The organism is Micromonospora sp. NBC_00617, from assembly GCF_045161355.1.
Classification (GTDB): Bacteria; Actinomycetota; Actinomycetes; order Mycobacteriales; family Micromonosporaceae; genus Micromonospora.
Genome location: NZ_CP107751.1, coordinates 3255510 through 3278847, shown reverse-complemented (window position 1 = coordinate 3278847; position 23338 = coordinate 3255510). Strand labels below are relative to the sequence as shown.

Genomic DNA, 23338 nt, shown 5'->3' with positions numbered 1-23338 from the left:
CGTCGGCGCGAGCCGCCGGCGCCACGGTCGGTTCAGGCCGGCGGGCGCTCCCGCTTGGGGAGCTTCGCCACGACCATGTCGTACGACGCGTCGACCGCCTCGGTCAGCTCGTCGCCGTCGATCCCGCCGTCGAGGCGCAGCGTGTTCCAGCCGGACCGGCCGATGTAGGCCATCGGGCGAGCGTCGTCGGGGTGGCGGCGCAGCCACTCGTCGGCGATCTCCCGGGTCTGGCCGCACTTGATCCCGACCGTGGGCTTTCCGTCGCCGTTGCCGAGGAACGCGAAGATCCGGCCGCCCACCTTCACCACCTCGTCGCCCTCCCACGGCCGGTCCAGCCACGCTCCCGGCTTCGCCAGGCAGTACGCCAGCATCTCCGCGCGCTCCATGGGTGCCTCCTCGTCGTGGGCACAGTCTGCCCGCCCGGCCGCCGATCCGCCGGTGCCCGGCCGATCCGCTCCGCCGGGGTCGCCTGCCGGGTCGCGGCGGGCCAGCCCGGCTCGCAAGGTCGTGCTCGATCCTGAATCCAGTGGCCGTGGCCGCGCGGCGATGCCCCTACTTCCCTGTTCCAGCACGATCGTGCGGGTCGGGCGCTGGCTCGGCCGAGCGGGCGGCGACCCGCTCGTAGCGCTGCCGCGCGGCCTGCGCGCTGCCCAACCCCAGCCCGTACGCGATGGACTGCCAGGTCAGCCCCCGGTCGCGGGCCAGCGTCAGCAGCCCCGCCTCCAGGGCGTCCAGCTCGGCGCGGACGTGCGGCAGCAGGGTCAACGCGGCGGTGAGGTCGGCGGCGTCCACCGGCTCCTCGGCGGGCTCCCGCTCGGCCCCGCCCGCGGCGAGGGCGGTGACCAGGGCCACCGCCTCCCACGGGTCCAGCACGTACGGGTGGGCCCAGCGGCCCCGCCGGGCGTCGGAGCCGGCATGCCGCTCGCTGATCCGTTGCAGCGCCTCGTGGGTGCGGTGGGCGCGGGCCCGGGACGGGTCGGGCGCGGTGAACAGCTCCTCGGTCGTCATACTCCGAGCACACCCCATCAACGCAATATTGTCAACAGATTGTTCAAGGGTGAGTTGCCGATCGCTCGTGTCCGACGTTTCCTGAAGCAGTGGACTATTCGTGGCTGCACGCCCCCGCCGCCCAGGTGCCCGAGACGGCGCAGACGCTCCTCGGCTGGGAGATCACGGCCGGCGGCGTCCGGGTCAGGCTGACCGAGGTCGAGGCGTACGCGGGCACCGGGGAGGATCCGGCGTCGCACGCGCACCGAGGCCCCACCCCGCGCACCACAGTCATGTACGGGCCGGCCGGGCACGCCTACACGTACTTCGTGTTCGGTGTGCACTGGTGTCTCAACATCGTGTGCGGCGACGAGGGGGAGGCGGCAGCCGTCCTGCTGCGCGCCGGCGAGGTCGTCGAGGGCATGGACGTCGCCCGCAAGCGCAGGGGAGACGTGCCCGACCGTGACCTCGCTCGCGGGCCAGCCCGACTGGTCGTCGCGCTCGGTATCGGCGCGACGGCCAACGGCACGTCCATGATCGACGGGAACGGCCCGCTGCTGTTGACGCCGCCGACGCGTCCGGTCGCGAGGTCGGCCATCTCCGCGGGACCGCGCGTCGGGGTGGCCGCCGCACACGACGTTCCGTGGCGCTTCTGGATCACCGGCGATCCCACCGTCAGCGCCTACCGCCGGCACGTGCCGCGTCGCCGAGCGCCCCGGAAGCCCGAAGGCTGACCGGCTAATCGATCAAGTGTTGGAATTCCGCTGGCGTCAACCCCGCCTGGCGGAGGATCGAGGCCAGAGTGCCGCGCTTGATGGTGGCGTGCTGAGGAACCACCACCACGTTTCCGGCAGAGTTCCGGTAGACCGCGTGGCTTCCCTTGATCCGCACTTGATCGAAACCGGCCTTTCTGAGCCCCGCGAGCACCTTACGCAGCGGAAGATCCGCCGGGGCTGGGCTCATGCCGCCCTTCCCACCTGGAAGGACGTCACCAGGGGGGTGGCCTCGATTGTGGGTTGGGAGACCTCTTCGAGGTAGACCTCGACCGCCTCGCGCAGATTGACCAGAGCTTCGTCGAGCGTCTCGCCCTGGCTGGCCACCTCCAGCTCCAGGCACCGCGCGACGTACCAGTCGTCTTCCTCGTGCACCGCCGCAGTGAACGTCCGAACCATCGAGGCCCTCCTTGGGAAGGTAACGCCGTCATCCTACGAGTCCGATGGTGTCGAGAGGGGCGCTGGACGTCGTCGCCGACGCACGGCGTGGTGGCCGGCGGGCCTGTCGGGGGTTGTGGCCATAATCACCCCACCTGCCCACCGACGGTTCGGAGGACGTCCATGGCAACGCTGCTCGCGATCGGCACCGCGAAGGGGTTGTTCCTCGCCACCAGCACCGATGACCGGCGCACCTGGGAGGTCAGCGGCCCGCACCACCCGCAGACGAGCGTGTACGCGGTCGCGCTCGACACCCGCTCCGCCACCCCGCGGCTGCTCGCCGGGGTGACCAGCTCGCACTTCGGCCCCAGCGTCGCGACCAGCGACGACCTCGGCGCCTCCTGGGACGAGCCCGACCACGCGCCGGTGGCGTTCCCGGCCGACACCGGTGCGACCCTGGAGCGGGTCTGGCAACTCATGCCGGCCGGCGCGGACGAGCCGGACGTGGTGTGGGCCGGCACCCAGCCGTCGGCGCTGTTCCGCTCCACCGACGGTGGCCGCAGCTTTGAACTGGTCCGCGCCCTCTGGGACCATCCGCACCGCCCGCACTGGCAGGCCGGGTTCGGCGGCCAGGCGGTGCACACCGTGCTGCCCCACCCGCGCGACCCGGCCCGGGTGCTGGTCGCCATGTCCACCGGCGGGGTCTACCGCTCGCAGGACGCCGGGGCGAGCTGGGCCCCGGGCAACGTGGGCATCCGCGCCGCCGGCCTGGCCGACGAGTGGCCGGAGTTCGGCCAGTGCGTGCACAAGGTCGCGCGGGACGCCGGCAACCCCGAGCGGCTGTACGCGCAGAACCACTTCGGCGTCTACCGCTCCGACAACGACGGCCGCACCTGGTCGTCGATCGCCGACGGGCTGCCCAGCGACTTCGGCTTCCCGATGGTGTCGCACCCCGGGCGGCCCGGGATGGTGTGGACGTTCCCGCTGGTGGCCGACGTCGAGAGGTACCCCACCGACCACCGCTGTCGGGTGTTCCGCTCGGCCGACGCCGGTGACAAGTGGGAGCCGCTGTCGGTGGGCCTGCCCGAGGGCCCGTTCTATCCGGCGGTGCTGCGCGACGCGATGTGCGCCGACGACGCCACACCGGGCGGCGTCTACTTCGGCACCCGCTCCGGCGAGGTCTACGCCAGCCGGGACGAGGGCGACTCCTGGTCGCAGGTGGCCGCGCACCTGCCCGACGTGCTGTGCGTCCGGGCGGCGGTGGTCTGAGTGGTCACCGTGCTGTTGCCCGGCCCGCTGCGCGGCGAGGCCGGCGGCGCCAGCCGGCTCAGTGTCGACGCCTGCGGCACGCTGGGTGCGGTCCTCGACGAGCTTGCCGCCGATCATCCCCGGCTGGCTCGGCGGATCCGCGACGAGCGCGGCGAGCTGCGCCGCTACGTCAACGTCTACGTCGACGGGCAGGACTGCCGGCACTCCGGCGGGCTGGCCACACCGGTCGGCGAGGGCGCCCAGGTGCAGGTGCTTCCCTCGGTCGCCGGGGGCTGAGCAGCCCGTGAGTCGCCCGGCTTGTCGCGGTCGAGGCGGCGCCCGGTGCCCGACGGCCGGCGCCCGACGGCCGGCGGGCCGGCTCGCGGCCTCGACGCGTGGCTACCGACGGCGAATCTCTGGTCGAGGCACCTTCGTCGAGAGCGGTATACCTGTGAGTCATATCTATGACTCACAGGTATACCGCTCTCCGGTCCGCATGGTCCGCGCGACGTCACGTGGCGTTACGGTCCAGGTGACCGCCGATCGACCGGAGCCACTGGGGGCACCGATGACCGTGCACCGGCCGGGTGCTCCCGCCCCGGGTCGCGGGACGGGCATTGGGGGAGTGACCGACGCCACTGCCAGGCAGGCCGCCGACGGAATAGTTGACTCGTCAAATAAGTTGTGAGCTGCGTCCGGGTACCACGACGGCGCCCGGTTGACACGCGAGGAGCTGGTCATGCAGTTCGGAGTCTTCACCGTCGGTGACGTCACGGTCGATCCGACCACCGGTCGGGAGCCGACCGAGCATGAGCGGATCAAGGCGATGGTCGCCATCGCACTGAAGGCCGAAGAGGTCGGGCTCGACGTCTTCGCCACCGGTGAGCACCACAACCCGCCGTTCGTGCCCTCGTCGCCGACCACCATGCTCGGTCACATCGCGGCCCGCACCGAGCGGCTGCTGCTGTCCACCGCGACCACGCTGATCACCACCAACGACCCGGTGAAGATCGCCGAGGACTACGCGATGCTCCAGCACCTGTCCGACGGTCGGGTGGACCTGATGATGGGCCGGGGCAACACCGGTCCGGTCTACCCGTGGTTCGGCAAGGACATCCGCGCCGGCATCCCCCTCGCGATCGAGAACTACGACCTGCTGCACCGGCTGTGGCGCGAGGACGTGGTCGACTGGAAGGGCAAGTACCGCACCCCGTTGCAGTCCTTCACCTCGACACCGCGCCCGCTCGACGGGGTGCCCCCGTTCGTCTGGCACGGCTCGATCCGCAGCCCCGAGATCGCCGAGCAGGCCGCGTACTACGGCGACGGCTTCTTCGCCAACCACATCTTCTGGCCCAGGGAGCACACCCAGCGGATGGTCGGCCTCTACCGCCAGCGGTACGCGCACTACGGCCACGGCACCGCCGACCAGGCCATCGTCGGCCTCGGTGGGCAGGTGTTCATGCGACGCAACTCGCAGGACGCGGTCCGGGAGTTCCGGCCGTACTTCGACAACGCCCCGGTCTACGGACACGGACCGTCGATGGAGGAGTTCACCCGGGAGACCCCGCTGACCGTGGGCAGCCCGCAGCAGGTCATCGACCGCACGCTCGGCTTCCGCGAGTACGTCGGTGACTACCAGCGGCAGCTGTTCCTGATGGACCACGCGGGGCTGCCCCTGAAGACGGTGCTGGAGCAGCTCGACCTGCTCGGCGAGGAGGTCGTGCCGGTGCTGCGCAAGGAGTTCGACTCGCTGCGCCCGGCGCACGTGCCGGACGCGCCCACGCACGCCTCGCTCGTCGCCGCGGCCGGTGGTGCCAAGGACAGCACCGTGCACGCCGTCGACGACGTGACGGGCAAGGCGCCGGAGGGGGCGACCCGATGACCCGCCGTACGCTCGCCGTGGTCTCGGCGGGGCTGAGTCAGCCCTCGTCCACCCGGCTGCTCGCCGACCAGCTCGCCGGGGCGACCCGCGACGAGCTGGTCGGGCGCGGCCACGAGGTCGACCTGCGCGTCGTCGACCTGCGGGAGTATGCCCACGACGTGGTGAACAACATGCTCACCGGGTTCCCGCCGACCACGCTGCGCGAGGCCATCGACGCGGTGACCGGTGCGGACGGGATCATCGCCGTCACCCCGATCTTCAGCGCCTCGTACAACGGGCTGTTCAAGTCCTTCTTCGACGTGTTGGATTCCGGGTCGCTGGTCGACCGGCCGGTGCTGATCGGGGCCACCGGCGGCACCGCCCGGCACTCGCTGGCCCTGGAGCACGCCGTCCGCCCGATGTTCAGCTACCTGCGGGCGGTGGTGGTCCCCACCGCGGTCTTCGCCGCGCCGGAGGACTGGTCGGACGGCACCGCGGACGGCGCGTTGCGTGGCCGGATCCGGCGTGCCGCCGGGGAGCTGGCCGACCAGGTCGAGCGCCGGCCACCGGCGAGCGGCCCCGCCGACCCGTTCGCCCTCACCACCGACTTCCTCCAGATGCTCGGCCGGGGCGGCGACAGCACGGTCAGCTGACCGGGTGGGCGACCAGCACCGGGCAGTGCGCGTGCTGGATCGCGGCCTGACTGACCGACCCGAGCAGCAGACCGGCGAACCCGGACCGGCCCCGGGTGCCCACGACCAGCAGCGACGCCGCGCCGCTGGCCTCGATGAGCCCCCGGGCCGGGCCGGCCGCCCGGACCGGATGCTCCCGCACCACCAGGTCGGGATGCTCGGCCCGGGCGGCGGCGGACGCGTCGGCGAGCAGCCGCACCGCCTCGGCCTGGTACGCGGCCTGCGACTCCTCGATCTCCTCCGGTACCGGCCCGTCCCCGTCCGGCGGCGGACCGACGTGCACCAGCACCAGCGGCACGGTGCGCAGCGCCGCCTCGTCCGCGCCGTAGCCCACGGCGAGCCGGGACGAGTCGGACCCGTCCACGCCGACGAGCACCGGCGCGTCCACCGGGATCGGCTGCTCGTCCGGGCGGACCACCAGCACCGGGCAGTGCGCGTGCGCGGCGACCTGCGCGCCCACCGAACCGAGCAGCAGCCCGGCGAACCCGCCCAGCCCACGACTGCCCACGACGACGAGGTCGGCCCGACGGGACTCCTCGACCATGGTGGCGCCGGGCCCCCCGGCGACCTGGCGCACCTCGACGGTGAGGCCGGGCCAGCGGTCGGTGAGGTCGGCCGCGGTACGTTCCAGCATCTCCTGCGCCTGGGCGGAGGGCGCCGGCACCCCGAGGTCGTACGGGTTGAGCGGCACGCCGTAGCCGAGCGGGTGCAGGTAGCCGTGCACCAGCCGTAACGGGCGGGACCGGAGCTTAGCGACGCAGGCCGCGTGCTCGGCGGCGACGAGGCTGGACGGTGAGCCGTCCACACCCACCACGACAGGTCGGTTCATCGGCACTCCCTCGGTCGGTCAGGCCATTGTCGGGCGCACCCACGGCGCGACGCGGGCATTCGCCGGTATGCGCCGCAGCGTCGCACGCGGTCCCCGCCCGCACCCGGGCGGACGGGGTGTCAGCTCTCTCGATCCTCGCGGTTCCGGACGATCACCACCGGGCTGTGCGCGTGGTGCAGCACCGCGTGGCTCACCGAACCGAGCAGCATGCCGGCCAGCGCGGCCGACCGCGACCAACCCGAGCATGCGGCCCAGGGCGGCGAGTCGGCGCTGCAACGGTGTGGCGGTGGGCCGGGTGTCCGCCACCAGTGTGCTGATCCGGCCCAGTGCGCTCGCCGGCCCGGTCCGCAGCACGGTGCCGGCCGCGCGTCCGGTGGTGACGACCGTCCCGGCCAGGGCGTCCTGGCCGACGGTCCGCCCCACCGGTACCGACTCGCCGCTCAACGCGGACTCGTCCAGTTGCAGCCGGTTCGCCTCGACCAGCAGCAGGTCGGCGGGCACGATGTCGCCGGCCTCGACTCGGACCAGGTCGCCACGGACCAGGTCGGCGGCGGGGACGGCAAGGTCCCGGCCGTCCCGCACGACCCGGGCGGCGGGGGCGGCCAACTGACCCAGCGCCGCCACGGCGCGGTCCGCGCGGATCTCCTGCACCACGCCGATGACCGTGTTCACCAGCACGACCAGGACGATCACGGCGGTGTCCGGGTAGTCGCCGAGCGCGGTGGTCACCACGGCGGCGGCGAGCAGCAGAGCCACCAGGGGGTCGGTGAGCTGTCGCAGCACCCGGACGGCCAGCTGCCGGCGCGGCGGCGGCGCCACCGTGTTGGGCCCGTCCGTCCGCAGCCGGGTGGTGGCCTCCGCCGCGTCGAGCCCGACCGGGACGAGCTGGTCGACGGCGCCGTCCAGCGTCCGGCCCTGTCCGCCGGTCTCTGTCACCAGGACCTCCCCGTCCCGCGCGGCGCGTCACGGGCACGCCGTCCGTCTCACCATCCCACTGTGTGATCACCCCGGGCAGAGGCGTTGCGCCCGAGGGGCTCGGGACCAAAGACCCGCGCTGGATCTCCCGGGCCCGCCTGGCGACCTGTGGATGTGGGTGGTGAAGCCCTAGCTTGTACGGTAATCCGTTTGTACGTAGTATCGACCTATGGCCACCATGGAGTCGCGGCTCGCCGCGCTGGAGACGCAGGTCGCCGCGTTGAGCGAGCGGCTGACACCGGCACCACCGGCCCCGCCCGAGTCCGAGGGCACCTTCTGGGCCCTCGACGGCCTCAAGCAGCGCCTGCCGCTCGAGGGCACCGGCGCGGTCCTCTACACCGGCACCGTCCGCGTCGCCGGGCAGCACTACGACTGGCAGTACGGCCGCACCGTCGACGACGTGCTCGCCGCCGACTGGACGGAACTGGCCAGCACGCTCTCCGCGTTGGCCCACCCGGTGCGGCTGCGGCTGCTGCGCGAGATCCTCGACGGCCGGCAGAGCACCAGCGAGCTGGCCGAGATCGAGGAGCTGGGCACCACCGGTCAACTCCACCACCACCTGCGCCAGATCACCGCCGCCGGCTGGCTGCGCAGCGCCGGGCGTGGTCGGTGGGCCGTCCCCGCCGAACGCGTGGTGCCGCTGCTGACCATCCTCACCGCCGCCGGCCGCTGACCCGCGCCCGCAGCACGACGCCCGAACGCCGAACAGCAGGGAGAAGCACCATGCGCCGGACGACCGTGGTCACCATCGTCGCCGCGCTGATCGCCGGTCTCGCCGGAATCGCGCTGATGCCCCGGGTGCCCCGCCTCGGCGCGCAGGCCACCGGCGATGCCGACCTGGCCGGCGCCGCCCGGGCGGCCCTACGCGACCCGTCGGGGCACCGCGGGCTCGCCGTCGCACTGGTCGAGAACGGCCGGATCCGCACCGCCGGCCTGGGTGACCGGGACCGGACCGGCCAGCCCGTCGAGCCCGGCACCTCGTTCGAGATCGGCTCGGTCACCAAGGCGCTCACCGGCATGCTCCTCGCCGACCAGGCCGCCGCCGGGGTTGTCCGCCCCGACGAGCCTCTCGGCGCCACCTGGCCCACGGTCACCGGCCCCGCCCGTGACGTCACGCTCGCCGAGCTGGCCAGTCACCGCGCCGGCCTGCCCCGACTCGCCCCCGGCGGCATCCTGGGCTGGGCTCGCCTCCTGTGGTCCAACGTGTCCGGCGGCAATCCGTACGCCGGGCAGGACATCGACGCCATCCGGAGCGCCGCCGACCGGGTCACCCCCGACGACGACGAGCGCGGCGAGGTCCACTACTCCAACCTCGGGCCGTCCGTGCTCGGCCACGCGCTCGCCGCGAAGGCCGGCGTCGCGTACGCCGATCTGCTGCGGGCACGGCTGCTCCAACCGCTCGGGATGAACGCCACCGTGATCGCCACCCACGCCGACGACCTGCCGGCCGGCCGCGCCCACGGCGGCCGGGCCGCCGGCCGGCCCCTCGACACCTGGTCGGGAGTGGGGTACGCCCCGGCCGGCGTCGGCCCCTGGTCCACCGCCGAGGACCTGGGCCGGCTGGCCGCCGCGACCCTCGCCGGCACCGCGCCCGGCGCCGACGCCACCACCGCCCGCTTCCGCGAGGACGAGAACACCCACATCGGGTACGGCTGGTTCACCACCCGGCACGGCGACCACGAGGTGGTCTGGCACAACGGCGCGACCAGCGGGTTCCGGTCCTACATCGGCCTCGAACGGGCCACCGGCAGGGCGGTGGTGGTGCTCGGCAACACCGACAAGGGCGTCGAGCCGATCGGGCTGCGACTGCTCGGCGTACCGGAGGAGGAGGCGGGAGAGGCGGCACCGGTGACTCCCGTCTGGATCGGCGCCGGCCTCGCGGTGGCGTTCACCTTCCTCGGCGGCCTGTCCCTGCTCGGCACCGCCCGCCGCCGCGAACTGGACCGGGTGACCCTGGTGGCGGCGGTGGTGTGGGCGTTCGCCTATCTCGGGTTGGCGCACCGGATGGGCGACTGGTCAGTGGTGCCGGTCTGGCTCTGGCCGCTCGGGGCTGGTCTGTCCGCGGCGGGAGCGACCCTGGCCGTGACCCGGTGGTCTGCCCTGCCGGTGGTCGACGCGCGGGTGCCGTGGCGTCGCCTGCTGTCGGTGGCCAGCTCCCTGCTCGCCGCCGTGCTGGTGGTCGCCGCCGTGAGCCACTGAGCGAGCCGCGCAGGCCCGCCGTTGCGTACCCTCGTCCGATGACTGATCTGCGGCTGCGCCCGGTCCTGGAGGACGACCTCGTCGAATTCTTCCTGCACCAGCAGGACCCGGAGGCCAACCGGATGGCCGCGTTCGGCCCGAAGGACCCGACCGACCACCGTGAGTTCGCCCGGCACTGGGCGCGGGTGCTCACCAACCCGGCGAACCTGGTCCGCACCGTCGAGGCCGACGGCGAGGTCGTCGGCCACGTCAGCGCGTTCCCGGTCGACGAGCAGACCGAGGTCAGCTACTGGATCGACCCGGCCCGCTGGGGCCGGGGCCACGCCACCGCGGCCCTGGCCGCACTGCTGCGGGAGCTGCCCCGGCCGGTGCACGCCCGCGCCGCCAAGGACAACGCCGCCTCCCTCGCGGTGCTGCGCAAGTGCGGGTTCGTGGTGGTCGGCGAGGATTCGGGGTACGCCAACGGCCGCGGCGCCGAGGTCGAGGAGTGGCTGCTGGAGCTGCCCGCCGACGTCCCTGACCTGGGCGGGCACTAGTCTCGCGGGGTGAACTGGTGGGATCTGGTCGGCTGGGCCGGCTCCGCGGTGCTGGTGTGGTCGCTGTTGCAGTCGCGCATCCTGCGGCTGCGCGCGCTCAACCTCGTCGGCTGCGTCGTGCTGATCGGCTACAACGCCGCTCTTGAGGTCTGGCCCATGGTCGGGCTCAACATCGTCCTCGCGGTGATCAACATCTGGTACCTGCGGGGAATGCTGGCGACTCGCCACGACGAGCAGACCTACCAGGTGGTGGAGGTCGGCGTCGGCGACCAGTTCCTGGCGCACACGCTGCGGATCCACGCACCGGACATCGCCCGGTTCAACCCCGACTTCGACTGGGACCCGGCCGCCAGCGACCGGTCGGCCTTCCTCGTGGTCACCGCTGACGAGGTGGTCGGGGTGGTGTTGTCGCACGCCGAGGCGCGCGGGGTCGCCCAGATCGACCTGGACTACGTGACCCCGAAGTTCCGCGACTTCACCCCCGGCGAGTTCGTCTACCGACGCAGCCGCCTCTTCACCGAGCGGGGCTTCCACCGGGTGGTCAGCCCGCCGGGCATGATCGCCCCCTACTACCACCGGCTCGGCTTCCGCCCCCAGGGCGACTCGTACGTCCTCGACCTGCCCGCGTCACCGGCGACCGATTCGGCGTAGCGTCACCCCGCAGCAGGATTCGACCGAGGCCGCACGGGGCACAGAATCGCGTACACCGGGCGGGCGTCGTGCGTACTCGCCGGTGCCACCACTTTGAGGGAGCGAACCGGGCGTGCAGAGCTACGGGAGCCAACTGACCCTGGTCGGGATCCTGGTCGTCATCAACGCGCTCTTCGCCGGCAGTGAGATGGCGCTGGTGTCGCTGCGGGACAGCCAGATCCAGCGGTTGGAGCGCACCAGCCGGGCGGGACGCGTGCTGGCCCGGCTCGCCAAGGACCCGAACCGCTTCCTGGCCACCATCCAGATCGGCATCACCCTCGCCGGCTTTCTGGCCTCCGCCGCCGCGGCCGTCTCCCTGGCCAAGCCCCTCGTTGGGCTGCTCGGGGTGTTCGGGAGCGCCGCCGAGACGGTGGCGATCGTGGTGGTGACCCTCGCGCTGACCTTCGTCACCCTGGTCTTCGGCGAGCTGGCCCCCAAGCGGATCGCCATGCAGTCCGCCGAGCGGTGGGCGCTGCTGGTGGCCCGCCCGCTCGACCTGCTCGCCAGTCTCACCCGCCCGGCCGTCTGGGCCCTCGGCGCCACCAGCGACCTGGTCGTACGCCTGGTCGGGCTCAACCCGAAGCACCAGCCGGAGGAGATCGGGCCGGACGAGCTGCGCGACATCGTCGCCGGCAACCACGGCTTCACCAAGGAGCAGCGCACCATCATCGCCGGCGCCGTGGAGATCGCCGACCGGCGGTTGCGGGCTGTGCTCGTACCCCGGTTGCAGGTGTTCACGCTCGACAGCGGGACCACCGCGGAGGCCGCGCGGCTCGTGCTGGCCGCCACCGGGCACTCCCGGGCGCCGGTGGTGCGCCACGGCGGCCTGGACGACACCGCCGGTGTGATCCACCTGCGTGACCTGGTCGGCGTGCCCGACGACCGGCCGGTCGACGAGATCGCCCGCCCGCCGATGCTGCTGCCCGACTCGCTGCCGGTGGTGGACGCGCTGCGCCAGTTCAAGGCCGAGCGGCAGCACATCGCGCTGGTCGTGGACGAGCGCGGCGCGGTCGACGGCATCGTGACGCTGGAGGACATCCTGGAGGAGATCGTCGGAGAGATCTACGACGAGACCGACCGGGACGGCTACTCGGTGCGCCGCGAGCCGGACGGCACGGTGGTGCTGCCCGGCACGTTCCCGGTGCACGACCTTCCGGACATCGGCGTCGAGCTGCCCTCGCGTCCGGCCGGCGACTACACCACGGTCGCCGGGCTGGTGCTGGCCCGCCTCGGGCACATCCCCACCGTCGCCGGGGAGGACGTCACCCTGGACGGCTGGGTGCTGACGGTGGCCGGCATCGACCACCGGGCCATCACCGAGGTACGCCTGAACCAGCTCCCCGCCGAGGACGGCGACGACAACGATGACGACGCCGACCAGTCGATCGAGCCGATGCTGGACGAGGCCCGCAGCTGACCGTCCCCGGTTGAGCGGTCGCCTACCCGGCTGGGCCCGTTCGAGCCCGACGGTCAGTCGCGGGAGAGATTCTGCAGCCGGACCTGACCCCGGGCCACCAGCCGCTCGTCGGCGTCGCTGATCTCCACCTGCCAGAGCTGCTGGCTGCGACCCCGGTGCACCGGGGTGCCGACCGCCCGCAGCTCGCCGTCGCGGACGGCCCGCAGGAAGTCGGTCTGGTTCGACACCCCCACCACCGTGCCCCGGTCGGCCAGCCAGAGCGACCCCCCGACGCTGGCCGCGGTCTCCACCACCGTGCAGTACACCCCGCCGTGCTGGATGCCGAACGGCTGGTGCAGCTCCGGGCGGACCTGCCAGCTGATGACCACCCGGTCGGCGGTCGCCTCCTTGAATGTGAGGCCGAGCAGGGCGACGAAACCACCCGTCAGATCCGGCATCTCCACGGCGAAACCCCTCCTCGATCAACGGGGCGCAAGCCTAACCGGAGCGGGTTGCGCCAAACCCGGTACGGGTCGGTGCCGGCGATGGGGGAGAATCGGTGACCGTGACCGACAGCAGCCTCCCGCCGCCCGCGCGGTACTCCCTGACCGACGACCTGCTCTGGCGTGGCCTGATCCAGGACTCGACCGGCCTCGACGAGCTGCGCGAGCTGCTCGACGGCGGGGAGGCCACCACCTATTACGTGGGCTTCGACCCCACCGCGCAGAGCCTGCACGTGGGCTCGCTCATGCAGGTCACCACCGCCCGGCGTCTGCAACTCGCGGGTCACCGCCCGTTGTTGCTGGTGGGCGGGGCGACCGGGCAGATCGGCGACCCGAAGGAGAGCGCCGAGCGGACGCTCAACCCGCCCGAGGTGATCGCCGGCTGGGTCGAGCGGATCCGCGAGCAGCTCGCGCCCTTCGTGTCGTACACGGGTGAGAACGCGGCGCAGCTGGTCAACAACCTCGACTGGACCGGCGAGATGTCGGTCGTCGAGTTCCTCCGCGACGTGGGCAAGCACTTCCCGGTCAACAAGATGCTCGCCCGGGAGGTGGTGCGCGCGCGGCTGGAGACGGGGATCAGCTTCACCGAGTTCAGCTACCAGCTGCTGCAGGCCAACGACTTCTTCGAGCTGCACCGCCGGCACGGCTGTCAACTTCAGTTCGGTGGGTCCGACCAGTGGGGCAACATCACCGCCGGCGTCGACTACGTCCGGCGGCGCGGTGCGGGGCCGGTCCAGGCGTTCACCACGCCGCTGGTCACCAAGGCCGACGGCACGAAGTTCGGCAAGACCGAGGGCGGCGCCGTCTGGCTCGACCCCACCCTGACCAGCCCGTACGCCTTCTACCAGTTCTGGCTCAACGTCGACGACCGGGAGGTCGACCGCTACCTGCGGTACTTCAGTTTCCGCTCCCGCGACGAGCTGGAGGAGCTGGCGAAGGCGACGGCCGAGCGGCCGGCGGCCCGGCTGGCCCAGCGGGCGCTCGCCGAGGAGCTGACCACCCTGGTGCACGGTGCTGAGGAGACCCGGCAGGCGGTCGTCGCCAGCCAGGCGCTGTTCGGGCGCGGTTCGCTGGACGATCTGGCCCCGGAGACGCTGCGCGCGGCGCTGACCGAGGCCGGTCTGGTGCGGATCCCGGGCGAGCTGCCGGACGTGGCGGGTCTCCTGCGGGACTCCGGGCTGGTGACGGGGCTCAAGGAGGCGCGGCGCGTGATCGCCGAGGGCGGCGCTTACGTGAACAACAACCGGGTGACCGAGGTGGACGCCACGGTGTCCCCGGACGACCTGCTGCACGGCCGGTACCTGGTGCTGCGCCGGGGGAAGCGGTCGTTCGCAGGCGTTGAGCTGGGCGAATAGTCGGTTGTCGACGATGTGACGGGGGACGCGTCCGGCTGATTTGACGATCATCGGGCCGGACGCGTAACTTTCTCTCTGCCAGCGCGGAACGGACGAAACAGGCGAAAGCCTGAAGCGGCCGGAGCGCGGCGACAATCTCGGGGTCAGGCGGGTTCGCCGGCCGGATCCCGCCGGGTGGTGCCCACGGAAAACGCCGCGAGGCGGATTTGGTGCGGCGGAACCGACCGGGTAAGGTAGTCAGCCGGCAGGGAAACGGGCGAGCAAGCGGGAAACCGCTGCGGCCGGCCTGCCAACACCGTGACGAGAGCGGCGCAAGCCGGTCGAGACATGGTGCCCGCAACACGGTAGAAAGCACGACGAACCGCGAAACACCGGTTTGACACGGCAGAAACCAGCGGGTAACGTAGTAAAAGTGCCTGGCGCTGGAAAGCGCTGAGCACGCGGAACGAAAAGCCCCGGGATGGTGGCCCACTGGTTGGGTCTCTGGTCGGTGTGTGGTTGTTCTTTGAGAACTCAACAGGGTGCTTGTAAAGCCAGTGCCAATTATGATTTATACCCCGGACTGGTCGGGCCTTCGGGTTTGGCTGGTTGGGATTCCTTTGGCAACATTTGTTTGTTGTCGGGATAGCTGTTCAACTCATTTTTTGTTGGAGAGTTTGATCCTGGCTCAGGACGAACGCTGGCGGCGTGCTTAACACATGCAAGTCGAGCGGAAAGGCCCTTCGGGGTACTCGAGCGGCGAACGGGTGAGTAACACGTGAGCAACCTGCCCCAAGCTTTGGGATAACCCCGGGAAACCGGGGCTAATACCGAATATTACCTGTGGTCGCATGACTGTGGGTGGAAAGTTTTTCGGCTTGGGATGGGCTCGCGGCCTATCAGCTTGTTGGTGGGGTGATGGCCTACCAAGGCGACGACGGGTAGCCGGCCTGAGAGGGCGACCGGCCACACTGGGACTGAGACACGGCCCAGACTCCTACGGGAGGCAGCAGTGGGGAATATTGCACAATGGGCGGAAGCCTGATGCAGCGACGCCGCGTGAGGGATGACGGCCTTCGGGTTGTAAACCTCTTTCAGCAGGGACGAAGCGAGAGTGACGGTACCTGCAGAAGAAGCGCCGGCCAACTACGTGCCAGCAGCCGCGGTAAGACGTAGGGCGCGAGCGTTGTCCGGATTTATTGGGCGTAAAGAGCTCGTAGGCGGCTTGTCGCGTCGACCGTGAAAACTTGGGGCTCAACCCCAAGCCTGCGGTCGATACGGGCAGGCTAGAGTTCGGTAGGGGAGACTGGAATTCCTGGTGTAGCGGTGAAATGCGCAGATATCAGGAGGAACACCGGTGGCGAAGGCGGGTCTCTGGGCCGAAACTGACGCTGAGGAGCGAAAGCGTGGGGAGCGAACAGGATTAGATACCCTGGTAGTCCACGCTGTAAACGTTGGGCGCTAGGTGTGGGGGGCCTCTCCGGTTCCCTGTGCCGCAGCTAACGCATTAAGCGCCCCGCCTGGGGAGTACGGCCGCAAGGCTAAAACTCAAAGGAATTGACGGGGGCCCGCACAAGCGGCGGAGCATGCGGATTAATTCGATGCAACGCGAAGAACCTTACCTGGGTTTGACATGGCCGCAAAACCTCCAGAGATGGGGGGTCCTTCGGGGGCGGTCACAGGTGGTGCATGGCTGTCGTCAGCTCGTGTCGTGAGATGTTGGGTTAAGTCCCGCAACGAGCGCAACCCTCGTTCGATGTTGCCAGCGCGTTATGGCGGGGACTCATCGAAGACTGCCGGGGTCAACTCGGAGGAAGGTGGGGATGACGTCAAGTCATCATGCCCCTTATGTCCAGGGCTTCACGCATGCTACAATGGCCGGTACAATGGGCTGCGATACCGTGAGGTGGAGCGAATCCCAAAAAGCCGGTCTCAGTTCGGATCGGGGTCTGCAACTCGACCCCGTGAAGTCGGAGTCGCTAGTAATCGCAGATCAGCAACGCTGCGGTGAATACGTTCCCGGGCCTTGTACACACCGCCCGTCACGTCACGAAAGTCGGCAACACCCGAAGCCGGTGGCCCAACCCTTGTGGAGGGAGCCGTCGAAGGTGGGGCTGGCGATTGGGACGAAGTCGTAACAAGGTAGCCGTACCGGAAGGTGCGGCTGGATCACCTCCTTTCTAAGGAGCACCTTCCGACGAAAGTCGGTAAGGAGCCCGCGCTGCCCGAATGTGGTGGTGGGGTGCTCGAATGGCGGAGACACTGGCAAGTTTTCCCTCGGCAACGGCCGGGTTCCTTCTAGTACAGCTGCCCTCGTGGTGGTGGGAACGAAGTCCCTGGTGCGGCTGAGGAAGAATGTGAGCACCCTGTTGGGTCCTGAAGGAACAACCCGAGTGGTTGTTGTTTCAGAGACTTGGCCAGCCTCCCTTGTGGGGGCTGGGAGTCTGCCAGGCATGGCCTGGCCTCACATACCGCTGGACCACGGGTCTGGGTTTGGTGTGGGGCGTTGGGGTTGTGGGTTGGTCGTTTGTTGAGAATTGCACAGTGGACGCGAGCATCTTTGTGGTCAAGTTGTCAAGGGCGAACGGTGAATGCCTTGGCACCAGGAGCCGATGAAGGACGTGGGAGGCCGCGATAGGCCTGGGGGAGCTGTCAACCAAGCTGTGATCCCAGGGTGTCCGAATGGGGAAACCTGGCACCAGTCATGTGGTGTCACCCACACCTGAACACATAGGGTGTGTGGAGGGAACGCGGGGAAGTGAAACATCTCAGTACCCGTAGGAAGAGAAAACAAATAGTGATTCCGTGAGTAGTGGCGAGCGAAAGCGGATTGAGGCTAAACCGGTTGCGTGTGATACCTGTCAGGGGTTGCGTGGTCGGGGTTGTGGGACCCTGCTGAACAAGCTGACACTTGTTCGAGGAGTTACAAAGTCAGTGGCTAGTCGAACAGTCTGGAATGGCTGACCGTAGACGGTGAGAGTCCGGTAGGTGAAAGTTGCTGACCTTCTGTGGGTGTTCCCGAGTAGCGGCGGACCCCTGAAATCTGCCGTGAATCTGCCAGGACCACCTGGTAAGCCTAAATACTTCCTGGTGACCGATAGCGGACGAGTACCGTGAGGGAATGGTGAAAAGTACCCCGGGAGGGGAGTGAAATAGTACCTGAAACCGTTCGCCTACAATCCGTCGGAGCCTTGCGGGGTGACGGCGTGCCTTTTGAAGAATGAGCCTGCGAGTTAGTGGCATGTGGCGAGGTTAACCCGTGTGGGGGAGCCGTAGCGAAAGCGAGTCTGAATAGGGCGATTCAGTCGCGTGTCCTAGACCCGAAGCGGAGTGATCTAGCCATGGGCAGGCTGAAGCGCGGGTAAGACCGCGTGGAGGGCCGAACCCACCAACGTTGAAAAGTTGGGGGATGACCTGTGGTTAGGGGTGAAAGGCCAATCAAACTCCGTGATAGCTGGTTCTCCCCGAAATGCATTTAGGTGCAGCGTCGCGTGTTTCTTGCCGGAGGTAGAGCACTGGATGGTCTAGGGGGCCCACAAGCTTACCGAAATCAGCCAAACTCCGAATGCCGGTAAGTGAGAGCGCGGCAGTGAGACTGCGGGGGATAAGCTTCGTAGTCGAGAGGGAAACAGCCCAGATCACCAGCTAAGGCCCCTAAGCGTGTGCTAAGTGGAAAAGGATGTGGGGTCGCATAGACAACCAGGAGGTTGGCTTAGAAGCAGCCACCCTTTAAAGAGTGCGTAATAGCTCACTGGTCAAGTGGTTCCGCGCCGACAATGTAGCGGGGCTCAAGCACACCGCCGAAGCTGTGGCATTCACATTTTAACCTCGCGTGCCCTTGATGGTGCGTGCAGGTGTGTGGATGGGTAGGGGAGCGTCGTGCCGCGAGTGAAGCAGCGGGGTGACCCAGTTGTGGACGCGGCACGAGTGAGAATGCAGGCATGAGTAGCGAAAGAAGGGTGAGAAACCCTTCCGCCGGATGACCAAGGGTTCCAGGGCCAGGCTAATCCGCCCTGGGTGAGTCGGGACCTAAGGCGAGGCCGAGAGGCGTAGTCGATGGACAACGGGTTGATATTCCCGTACCCGCGAAAGAGCGTCCCTGATGAACCTCGTTGTGCTAACCACCCGAACTGCCTGATGTCTTCGGACGGATGGTGGGGAGCGTGGGAACCTGATGGGTAGTAGTCAAGCGATGGGGTGACGCAGGAAGGTAGCTGAGCCCGGCCGGTGGTTGTGCCGGGGTAAGCGTGTAGGCCGTGTCGTAGGCAAATCCGCGACACATTGAGGCTGAGACGTGATGCCGAGCCGATTCAGGTGAAGTCAGTGATCCTATGCTGCCGAGAAAAGCCTCTAGCGAGTTCTTAGCGGCCCGTACCCCAAACCGACACAGGTGGTCAGGTAGAGAATACCGAGGCGATCGGGCGAACTGTGGTTAAGGAACTCGGCAAATTGCCCCCGTAACTTAGGGAGAAGGGGGGCCGGAGACGTGAAGCCCCGCGCGGGTGGAGCGTTGTATGGCCGCAGAGAGCAGGGGGAAGCGACTGTTTACTAAAAACACAGGTCCATGCGAAGAAGTAATTCGATGTATATGGACTGACGCCTGCCCGGTGCTGGAACGTTAAGGGGACCTGTTAGCTCTTCGGGGCGAAGCGGAGAACTTAAGCGCCAGTAAACGGCGGTGGTAACTATAACCATCCTAAGGTAGCGAAATTCCTTGTCGGGTAAGTTCCGACCTGCACGAATGGCGTAACGACTTCCCCACTGTCTCAACCACAGGCCCGGCGAAATTGCAGTACGAGTAAAGATGCTCGTTACGCGCGGCAGGACGGAAAGACCCCGGGACCTTTACTATAGCTTGACATTGGTACTCGAATTAGCTTGTGTAGGATAGGTGGGAGCCGGTGAAGTCCATACGCCAGTATGGGTGGAGGCAATCTTGAAATACCACTCTGGTTGATTTGGGTATCTAACTTCGGACCGTTATCCGGTTCAGGGACAGTGTCTGGTGGGTAGTTTAACTGGGGCGGTTGCCTCCTAAAGGGTAACGGAGGCGCCCAAAGGTTCCCTCAGCCTGGTTGGCAATCAGGTGTTGAGTGCAAGTACACAAGGGAGCTTGACTGTGAGACTGACAGGTCGAGCAGGGACGAAAGTCGGGACTAGTGATCCGGCACTTGCGAGTGGAAGCGGTGTCGCTCAACGGATAAAAGGTACCCCGGGGATAACAGGCTGATCTTCCCCAAGAGTCCATATCGACGGGATGGTTTGGCACCTCGATGTCGGCTCGTCGCATCCTGGGGCTGTAGCAGGTCCCAAGGGTTGGGCTGTTCGCCCATTAAAGCGGTACGCGAGCTGGGTTTAGAACGTCGTGAGACAGTTCGGTCCCTATCCGCCGTGCGCGTAGGATACTTGAGAAGGGCTGTCCCTAGTACGAGAGGACCGGGACGGACGAACCTCTGGTGTGCCAGTTGTCCCGCCAGGGGCACGGCTGGTTAGCTACGTTCGGAAGGGATAACCGCTGAAAGCATCTAAGCGGGAAGCCTGCTTCAAGATGAGGTATCCCACCCACTTTGTGGGGTAAGGCCCCCAGCTAGACGACTGGGTTGATAGGCCGGAAATGTAAGCCCGGTAACGGGTTCAGTTGACCGGTACTAATAGGCCGAGGACTTGACTACTAAGCTGCTACGCGTCCACTGTGCAACTCTGAACAAGCGAACACCCGTGACGTGTGTGCCGGGGTTGTTTGATATGTTCATAGAGTTACGGCGGTCATGGCGGAGGGGAAACGCCCGGTTACATTCCGAACCCGGAAGCTAAGCCCTCCAGCGCCGATGGTACTGCACTCGCGAGGGTGTGGGAGAGTAGGACACCGCCGGACAATCTTCCAGTCGAGGGCCGCCCCATCCGGGTCGGCCCTCGACTGCGTAGCGCCATTGGTGGCGCAATCAGGAAGGATGTACCTGTGAGTTCAGGACCGCAGGGCGGAGATCGTCCCCGTCGTTACGAAGACCGCACCGACGGCCCGGCTGGACGCGACCGTGGTGCGCGCCGCGACGACCGGCCCCCGTACCGGGGAGATCGGGACAACGCCGGCGGCGCCCGAGGCGGATACGCCGGCGGTCGTGACGGCGGTTCCCGTGGTGGCGACCGCGATGGCTCGCGTTCGGGTGCCCCGCGTGAAGGCGGTTTCCGCGGTGGCGACCGCGATGGATCGCGTTCGGGTGCGCCGCGTGAGGGTGGTTTCCGTGGTGGTGACCGTGACGGTGGTTTCCGTGGCGGTGACCGTCGTGAGGGCGGCTACCAGGGTGGCGGCGACCGTGGCCGTTCCGGTCCGCCCCGCGAGGGTGGTTTCCGTGGTGGTGACCGCGAGGGTGGTTTCCGTGGTGGTGACCGCGAGGGTGGTTTCCGTGGTGGTGACCGCGAGGGTGGTTTCCGTGGTGGTGACCGCGAGGGTGGTTTCCGTGGTGGTGACCGCGAGGGTGGTTTCCGTGGTGGTGACCGCGAGGGTGGTTTCCGTGGTGGTGACCGCGAGGGTGGTTTCCGTGGTGGTGACCGCGAGGGTGGTTTCCGTGGTGGTGACCGTCGTGAAGGCGGTTTCCGTGGTGGCGACCGCGATGGATCGCGTTCGGGTGCGCCGCGTGAGGGTGGTTTCCGTGGTGGTGACCGTGACGGTGGCTTCCGTGGCGGTGACCGTCGTGAGGGCGGCTACCAGGGTGGCGGCGACCGTGGCCGTTCCGGTCCGCCCCGCGAGGGTGGCTTCCGTGGCGGTGACCGTCGTGAAGGCGGCTTCCGTGGTGGCGACCGTGACGGGTCGCGTTCGGGTGCGCCGCGTGAGGGCGGTTTCCGTGGCGGTGACCGTGACGGTGGCTTCCGTGGTGGCGACCGTCGTGAAGGCGGCTTCCGTGGTGGCGACCGCGATGGATCGCGTTCGGGTGCGCCGCGTGAGGGTGGTTTCCGTGGTGGTGACCGTGAGGGTGGTTTCCGTGGCGGGGATCGCCGTGAGGGCGGCTACCAGGGTGGCGCCCGCACTGGTGCGCCGCGCGAGGGCGGCTTCCGCGGCGGTGACCGCGATGGATCGCGCTCCGGTGCGCCGCGCGAGGGTGGTTTCCGTGGCGGTGACCGCGAGGGTGGTTTCCGTGGCGGTGACCGTCGCGAGGGTGGTTTCCGTGGTGGTGACCGTGAGGGTGGTTTCCGTGGCGGGGATCGCCGTGAGGGCGGCTACCAGGGTGGCGCCCGCACTGGTGCGCCGCGCGAGGGTGGTTTCCGTGGTGGCGACCGCGATGGATCGCGCTCCGGTGCGCCGCGTGAGGGTGGCTTCCGTGGCGGTGACCGCGAGGGTGGTTTCCGTGGCGGCGAGCGTCGTGAGGGCGGTTACCAGGGTGGCGGCGACCGTGGTCGTTCCGGTCCGCCCCGTGACGGTGGCTTCCGTGGCGGCGACCGCCGTGAAGGCGGCTTCCGGGGCGGCGAGCGGGACGGCTCCCGTGCGCCGCGTGAGGAGGGTTTCCGTGGTGGTGACCGTCGTGAGGGCGGCTACCAGGGTGGCGGCGACCGTGGCCGTTCCGGCCCGTCCCGCGAGGGTGGCTTCCGCGGTGGCGACCGCGAGGGCTTCCGAGGCGGCGACCGTGGTGGCTCCCGCCCGGGTGCGCCCCGGGACGGCGGGCGCGAGGGTGGCTTCCGGGGAGGTGACCGGCGTGAGGGCGGCGCGTCCCGTGAGGGTGGCTTCCGGGGAGGTGAGCGTCGTGAGGGCGGCGCGTCCCGCGAGGGTGGCTTCCGGGGTGGCGACCGCGACGGTGGGTTCCGGGCCGACGAGCGGCCGCGTCGCGAGGGCGACTTCCGGCGCGACGACCGTGGCGCGGGCCCGGAGTCGTCCGAGAATGGGCGCAGCCTGGCTCCGGTGCTGCCGGACGACATCGTCGCGACCGACCTTGACAAGGACGTCCGTGCCGAGCTGCTCTCGCTGAACAAGCCGGTCGCTGAGACGGTGGCCCGGCACCTGGTCGCCACCGGTCAGCTGATCGACGAGGACCCGGCCGAGGCGTTGGCGCACGCGCTGGCCGCCCGACGGCTCGCGTCGCGTATCTCCGCGGTCCGCGAGGCGGTCGGCCTGGCCGCGTACCACGCGGGGGAGTGGCAGACGGCCATCGCCGAGCTACGGACGTACCACCGGATGACCGGCCTGCAGAGTCACCTGGCCGTGCTCGCCGACTGCGAGCGCGCCCTGGGCCGGCCGGAGCGGGCCATCGACCTGTTCCGCGGCGCCGACCAGGCGAAGCTGGACCAGGCCGTCGCGATCGAGCTGCTGATCGTCGCGGCCGGTGCACGGGGTGATCTTGGCCAGAAGGACGCCGCCGTCGCGATGCTCCAAGTGCCGGACCTCACCAGCGAGGCGACGCTGCCGTGGACGGCGCGACTGCGGTACGCGTACGCCGACGCGCTGCTCGCGGTGGGCCGACGTGAGGAGGCCCGCGAGTGGTTCTCCCGCGCCGCCGACGTGGACACCGAGGGCGAGACCGACGCCGCGGAGCGGTTGCTGGAACTCGACGGCGTCGTCATCGAGGGAGATGACGAGGACGAGGCCGAGGAGATCGCCGCGGGCCCGGGCGCGCCCGGCTCGGTGCCGGCCCAGCCGGACACCGACCTGACCGCGGGCGACGCCCGCGACCGTGACGCCGACGACTCCGACACGTCCGACCGCGAGACCGACGCCGAGGCCGACCTCGACGAGGATGAGGGCGAGGACGACCTCGACGACGACGACTTCGACGACGAGGACGACGAGGGCGAAGACGACGACGAGGACGAGGACGACGAGGAGGACGGCGTCGTCGGCCGCTCGGGCGACCGCGTGGACGGCGACGGCGAGGACGAGGACCGCCACGCGGACGCGAGCGGCACCTCCCCGGCAACCGCCACTGACTCGACCACGCCCGCCGGCGACAA

General features: G+C 69.2%; 18 protein-coding genes, 3 rRNA genes and 3 pseudogenes. 15 read left to right on the top strand and 9 right to left on the bottom strand.

Translation table 11 applies throughout. The features are described 5' to 3' along the window. Window positions 1-32: 32 nt before the first annotated feature. Complete coding sequence (locus tag OG505_RS14955; RefSeq protein WP_405433928.1) at window positions 33-386, bottom strand: MmcQ/YjbR family DNA-binding protein; 354 nt, start codon at window positions 384-386, stop codon at window positions 33-35. Between the two features lie 166 nt (window positions 387-552). Further along, on the bottom strand, window positions 553-1008 hold the full coding sequence (locus OG505_RS14950) for a DNA-binding protein (protein ID WP_405433926.1): 456 nt from the start codon (window positions 1006-1008) through the stop codon (window positions 553-555). An 89-nt stretch (window positions 1009-1097) separates the two neighbouring features. On the opposite strand from OG505_RS14950, the gene OG505_RS14945 reads away from it, so the two are divergent. Then, the gene (locus OG505_RS14945; protein WP_405433925.1) at window positions 1098-1721 is read left to right on the top strand and encodes a DNA-3-methyladenine glycosylase; all 624 of its coding nucleotides are present in this window, start codon (window positions 1098-1100) and stop codon (window positions 1719-1721) included. A 4-nt stretch (window positions 1722-1725) separates the two neighbouring features. Here OG505_RS14945 and OG505_RS14940 read toward each other — a convergent pair whose 3' ends face one another. Beyond that, a complete protein-coding gene (locus tag OG505_RS14940) occupies window positions 1726-1950 on the bottom strand; it encodes a type II toxin-antitoxin system HicA family toxin (RefSeq protein WP_405433923.1) in 225 nt (74 codons plus the stop codon). Next, window positions 1947-2159, bottom strand: a complete 213-nt coding sequence (locus OG505_RS14935) for a type II toxin-antitoxin system HicB family antitoxin (protein ID WP_405433922.1) — start codon at window positions 2157-2159, stop codon at window positions 1947-1949. The genes OG505_RS14940 and OG505_RS14935 overlap by 4 nt, the downstream gene beginning before the upstream one ends. Before the next feature lie 162 nt (window positions 2160-2321). Between OG505_RS14935 and OG505_RS14930 the strand changes: the two genes are divergently transcribed. The 4 genes from OG505_RS14930 (at window position 2322) to OG505_RS14915 (ending at window position 5900) form a co-directional block, all read left to right on the top strand. Next, window positions 2322-3407, top strand: a complete 1086-nt coding sequence (locus OG505_RS14930; RefSeq protein ID WP_405433921.1) for a WD40/YVTN/BNR-like repeat-containing protein — start codon at window positions 2322-2324, stop codon at window positions 3405-3407. Further along, on the top strand, window positions 3408-3683 hold the full coding sequence (locus OG505_RS14925; RefSeq protein ID WP_405433920.1) for a ubiquitin-like small modifier protein 1: 276 nt from the start codon (window positions 3408-3410) through the stop codon (window positions 3681-3683). It begins immediately after the preceding gene. A 442-nt stretch (window positions 3684-4125) separates the two neighbouring features. After that, window positions 4126-5268: an LLM class flavin-dependent oxidoreductase gene (locus tag OG505_RS14920; protein ID WP_405433919.1), complete on the top strand. Its 1143-nt coding sequence runs from the start codon at window positions 4126-4128 to the stop codon at window positions 5266-5268. Beyond that, window positions 5265-5900: an FMN reductase gene (locus OG505_RS14915; protein ID WP_405433917.1), complete on the top strand. Its 636-nt coding sequence runs from the start codon at window positions 5265-5267 to the stop codon at window positions 5898-5900. Before OG505_RS14920 ends, OG505_RS14915 begins: the two co-directional genes overlap by 4 nt. Here OG505_RS14915 and OG505_RS14910 read toward each other — a convergent pair. The 3 genes and pseudogenes from OG505_RS14910 to OG505_RS14900 form a co-directional block, all read right to left on the bottom strand. Further along, window positions 5893-6774 carry a universal stress protein gene (locus tag OG505_RS14910; RefSeq protein ID WP_405433915.1) on the bottom strand — a complete coding sequence of 294 codons (882 nt, stop codon included), beginning with the start codon at window positions 6772-6774 and terminating at the stop codon, window positions 5893-5895. The genes OG505_RS14915 and OG505_RS14910 overlap by 8 nt on opposite strands. 113 nt (window positions 6775-6887) lie before the next feature. Next, a pseudogene (locus OG505_RS14905) lies at window positions 6888-6989 on the bottom strand (universal stress protein); the annotation flags it as partial. A 16-nt stretch (window positions 6990-7005) separates the two neighbouring features. Next, window positions 7006-7704 (bottom strand): annotated as a pseudogene (locus OG505_RS14900) (cation-transporting P-type ATPase); the annotation flags it as partial. Window positions 7705-7912: 208 nt separating this feature from the next. On the opposite strand from OG505_RS14900, the gene OG505_RS14895 reads away from it, so the two are divergent. The 5 genes from OG505_RS14895 to OG505_RS14875 all read left to right on the top strand — a co-directional run bounded on the left by OG505_RS14895 (window position 7913) and on the right by OG505_RS14875 (window position 12585). Next, the gene (locus OG505_RS14895; RefSeq protein WP_405433913.1) at window positions 7913-8416 is read left to right on the top strand and encodes an ArsR/SmtB family transcription factor; all 504 of its coding nucleotides are present in this window, start codon (window positions 7913-7915) and stop codon (window positions 8414-8416) included. A gap of 50 nt (window positions 8417-8466) precedes the next feature. After that, a complete protein-coding gene (locus OG505_RS14890) occupies window positions 8467-9942 on the top strand; it encodes a serine hydrolase domain-containing protein (RefSeq protein ID WP_405433912.1) in 1476 nt (491 codons plus the stop codon). Window positions 9943-9980: 38 nt separating this feature from the next. After that, a complete protein-coding gene (locus OG505_RS14885; protein ID WP_405433911.1) occupies window positions 9981-10478 on the top strand; it encodes a GNAT family N-acetyltransferase in 498 nt (165 codons plus the stop codon). A gap of 9 nt (window positions 10479-10487) precedes the next feature. After that, window positions 10488-11129, top strand: coding sequence for a hypothetical protein (locus tag OG505_RS14880; RefSeq protein ID WP_405433910.1), 642 nt, complete (start codon window positions 10488-10490; stop codon window positions 11127-11129). Between the two features lie 112 nt (window positions 11130-11241). Further along, complete coding sequence (locus tag OG505_RS14875; RefSeq protein WP_405433908.1) at window positions 11242-12585, top strand: hemolysin family protein; 1344 nt, start codon at window positions 11242-11244, stop codon at window positions 12583-12585. A 53-nt stretch (window positions 12586-12638) separates the two neighbouring features. Here the strand turns inward: OG505_RS14875 and OG505_RS14870 are convergent, their stop codons facing one another. After that, window positions 12639-13022, bottom strand: coding sequence for a PaaI family thioesterase (locus OG505_RS14870; protein ID WP_405434509.1), 384 nt, complete (start codon window positions 13020-13022; stop codon window positions 12639-12641). A gap of 107 nt (window positions 13023-13129) precedes the next feature. Here OG505_RS14870 and tyrS point away from each other — a divergent pair, with 107 nt between their 5' ends. The 4 genes from tyrS (at window position 13130) to rrf (ending at window position 20276) form a co-directional block, all read left to right on the top strand. Then, window positions 13130-14422, top strand: a complete 1293-nt coding sequence (tyrS, locus tag OG505_RS14865; protein ID WP_405434508.1) for a tyrosine--tRNA ligase — start codon at window positions 13130-13132, stop codon at window positions 14420-14422. A gap of 644 nt (window positions 14423-15066) precedes the next feature. Continuing rightward, a 16S ribosomal RNA gene (locus OG505_RS14860) occupies window positions 15067-16581 on the top strand. 384 nt (window positions 16582-16965) lie between these two features. Next, a 23S ribosomal RNA gene (locus tag OG505_RS14855) occupies window positions 16966-20073 on the top strand. A gap of 86 nt (window positions 20074-20159) precedes the next feature. Continuing rightward, a 5S ribosomal RNA gene (gene rrf / locus OG505_RS14850) occupies window positions 20160-20276 on the top strand. Together the 16S, 23S and 5S rRNA genes form the textbook arrangement of a ribosomal RNA operon. Window positions 20277-20366: 90 nt before the next feature. Here rrf and OG505_RS14845 read toward each other — a convergent pair. Then, a complete protein-coding gene (locus OG505_RS14845; RefSeq protein WP_405433906.1) occupies window positions 20367-22391 on the bottom strand; it encodes a hypothetical protein in 2025 nt (674 codons plus the stop codon). On the opposite strand from OG505_RS14845, the pseudogene OG505_RS14840 reads away from it, so the two are divergent. Next, a pseudogene (locus OG505_RS14840) lies at window positions 22380-23070 on the top strand (hypothetical protein); the annotation flags it as partial. The gene OG505_RS14845 and the pseudogene OG505_RS14840 sit on opposite strands and share 12 nt — an antisense overlap. Window positions 23071-23338: the final 268 nt, after the last annotated feature.

Coding starts and splice junctions, on each gene's coding strand:
- OG505_RS14870 (WP_405434509.1), bottom strand. CDS start 13,022: ATGCCGGATCTGACGGGTGGTTTCGTCGCCCTGCTCGGCCTCACATTC.
- OG505_RS14935 (WP_405433922.1), bottom strand. CDS start 2,159: ATGGTTCGGACGTTCACTGCGGCGGTGCACGAGGAAGACGACTGGTAC.
- OG505_RS14920 (WP_405433919.1), top strand. CDS start 4,126: ATGCAGTTCGGAGTCTTCACCGTCGGTGACGTCACGGTCGATCCGACC.
- OG505_RS14915 (WP_405433917.1), top strand. CDS start 5,265: ATGACCCGCCGTACGCTCGCCGTGGTCTCGGCGGGGCTGAGTCAGCCC.
- OG505_RS14930 (WP_405433921.1), top strand. CDS start 2,322: ATGGCAACGCTGCTCGCGATCGGCACCGCGAAGGGGTTGTTCCTCGCC.
- OG505_RS14890 (WP_405433912.1), top strand. CDS start 8,467: ATGCGCCGGACGACCGTGGTCACCATCGTCGCCGCGCTGATCGCCGGT.
- OG505_RS14955 (WP_405433928.1), bottom strand. CDS start 386: ATGGAGCGCGCGGAGATGCTGGCGTACTGCCTGGCGAAGCCGGGAGCG.
- OG505_RS14940 (WP_405433923.1), bottom strand. CDS start 1,950: ATGAGCCCAGCCCCGGCGGATCTTCCGCTGCGTAAGGTGCTCGCGGGG.
- OG505_RS14895 (WP_405433913.1), top strand. CDS start 7,913: ATGGCCACCATGGAGTCGCGGCTCGCCGCGCTGGAGACGCAGGTCGCC.
- OG505_RS14885 (WP_405433911.1), top strand. CDS start 9,981: ATGACTGATCTGCGGCTGCGCCCGGTCCTGGAGGACGACCTCGTCGAA.
- OG505_RS14950 (WP_405433926.1), bottom strand. CDS start 1,008: ATGACGACCGAGGAGCTGTTCACCGCGCCCGACCCGTCCCGGGCCCGC.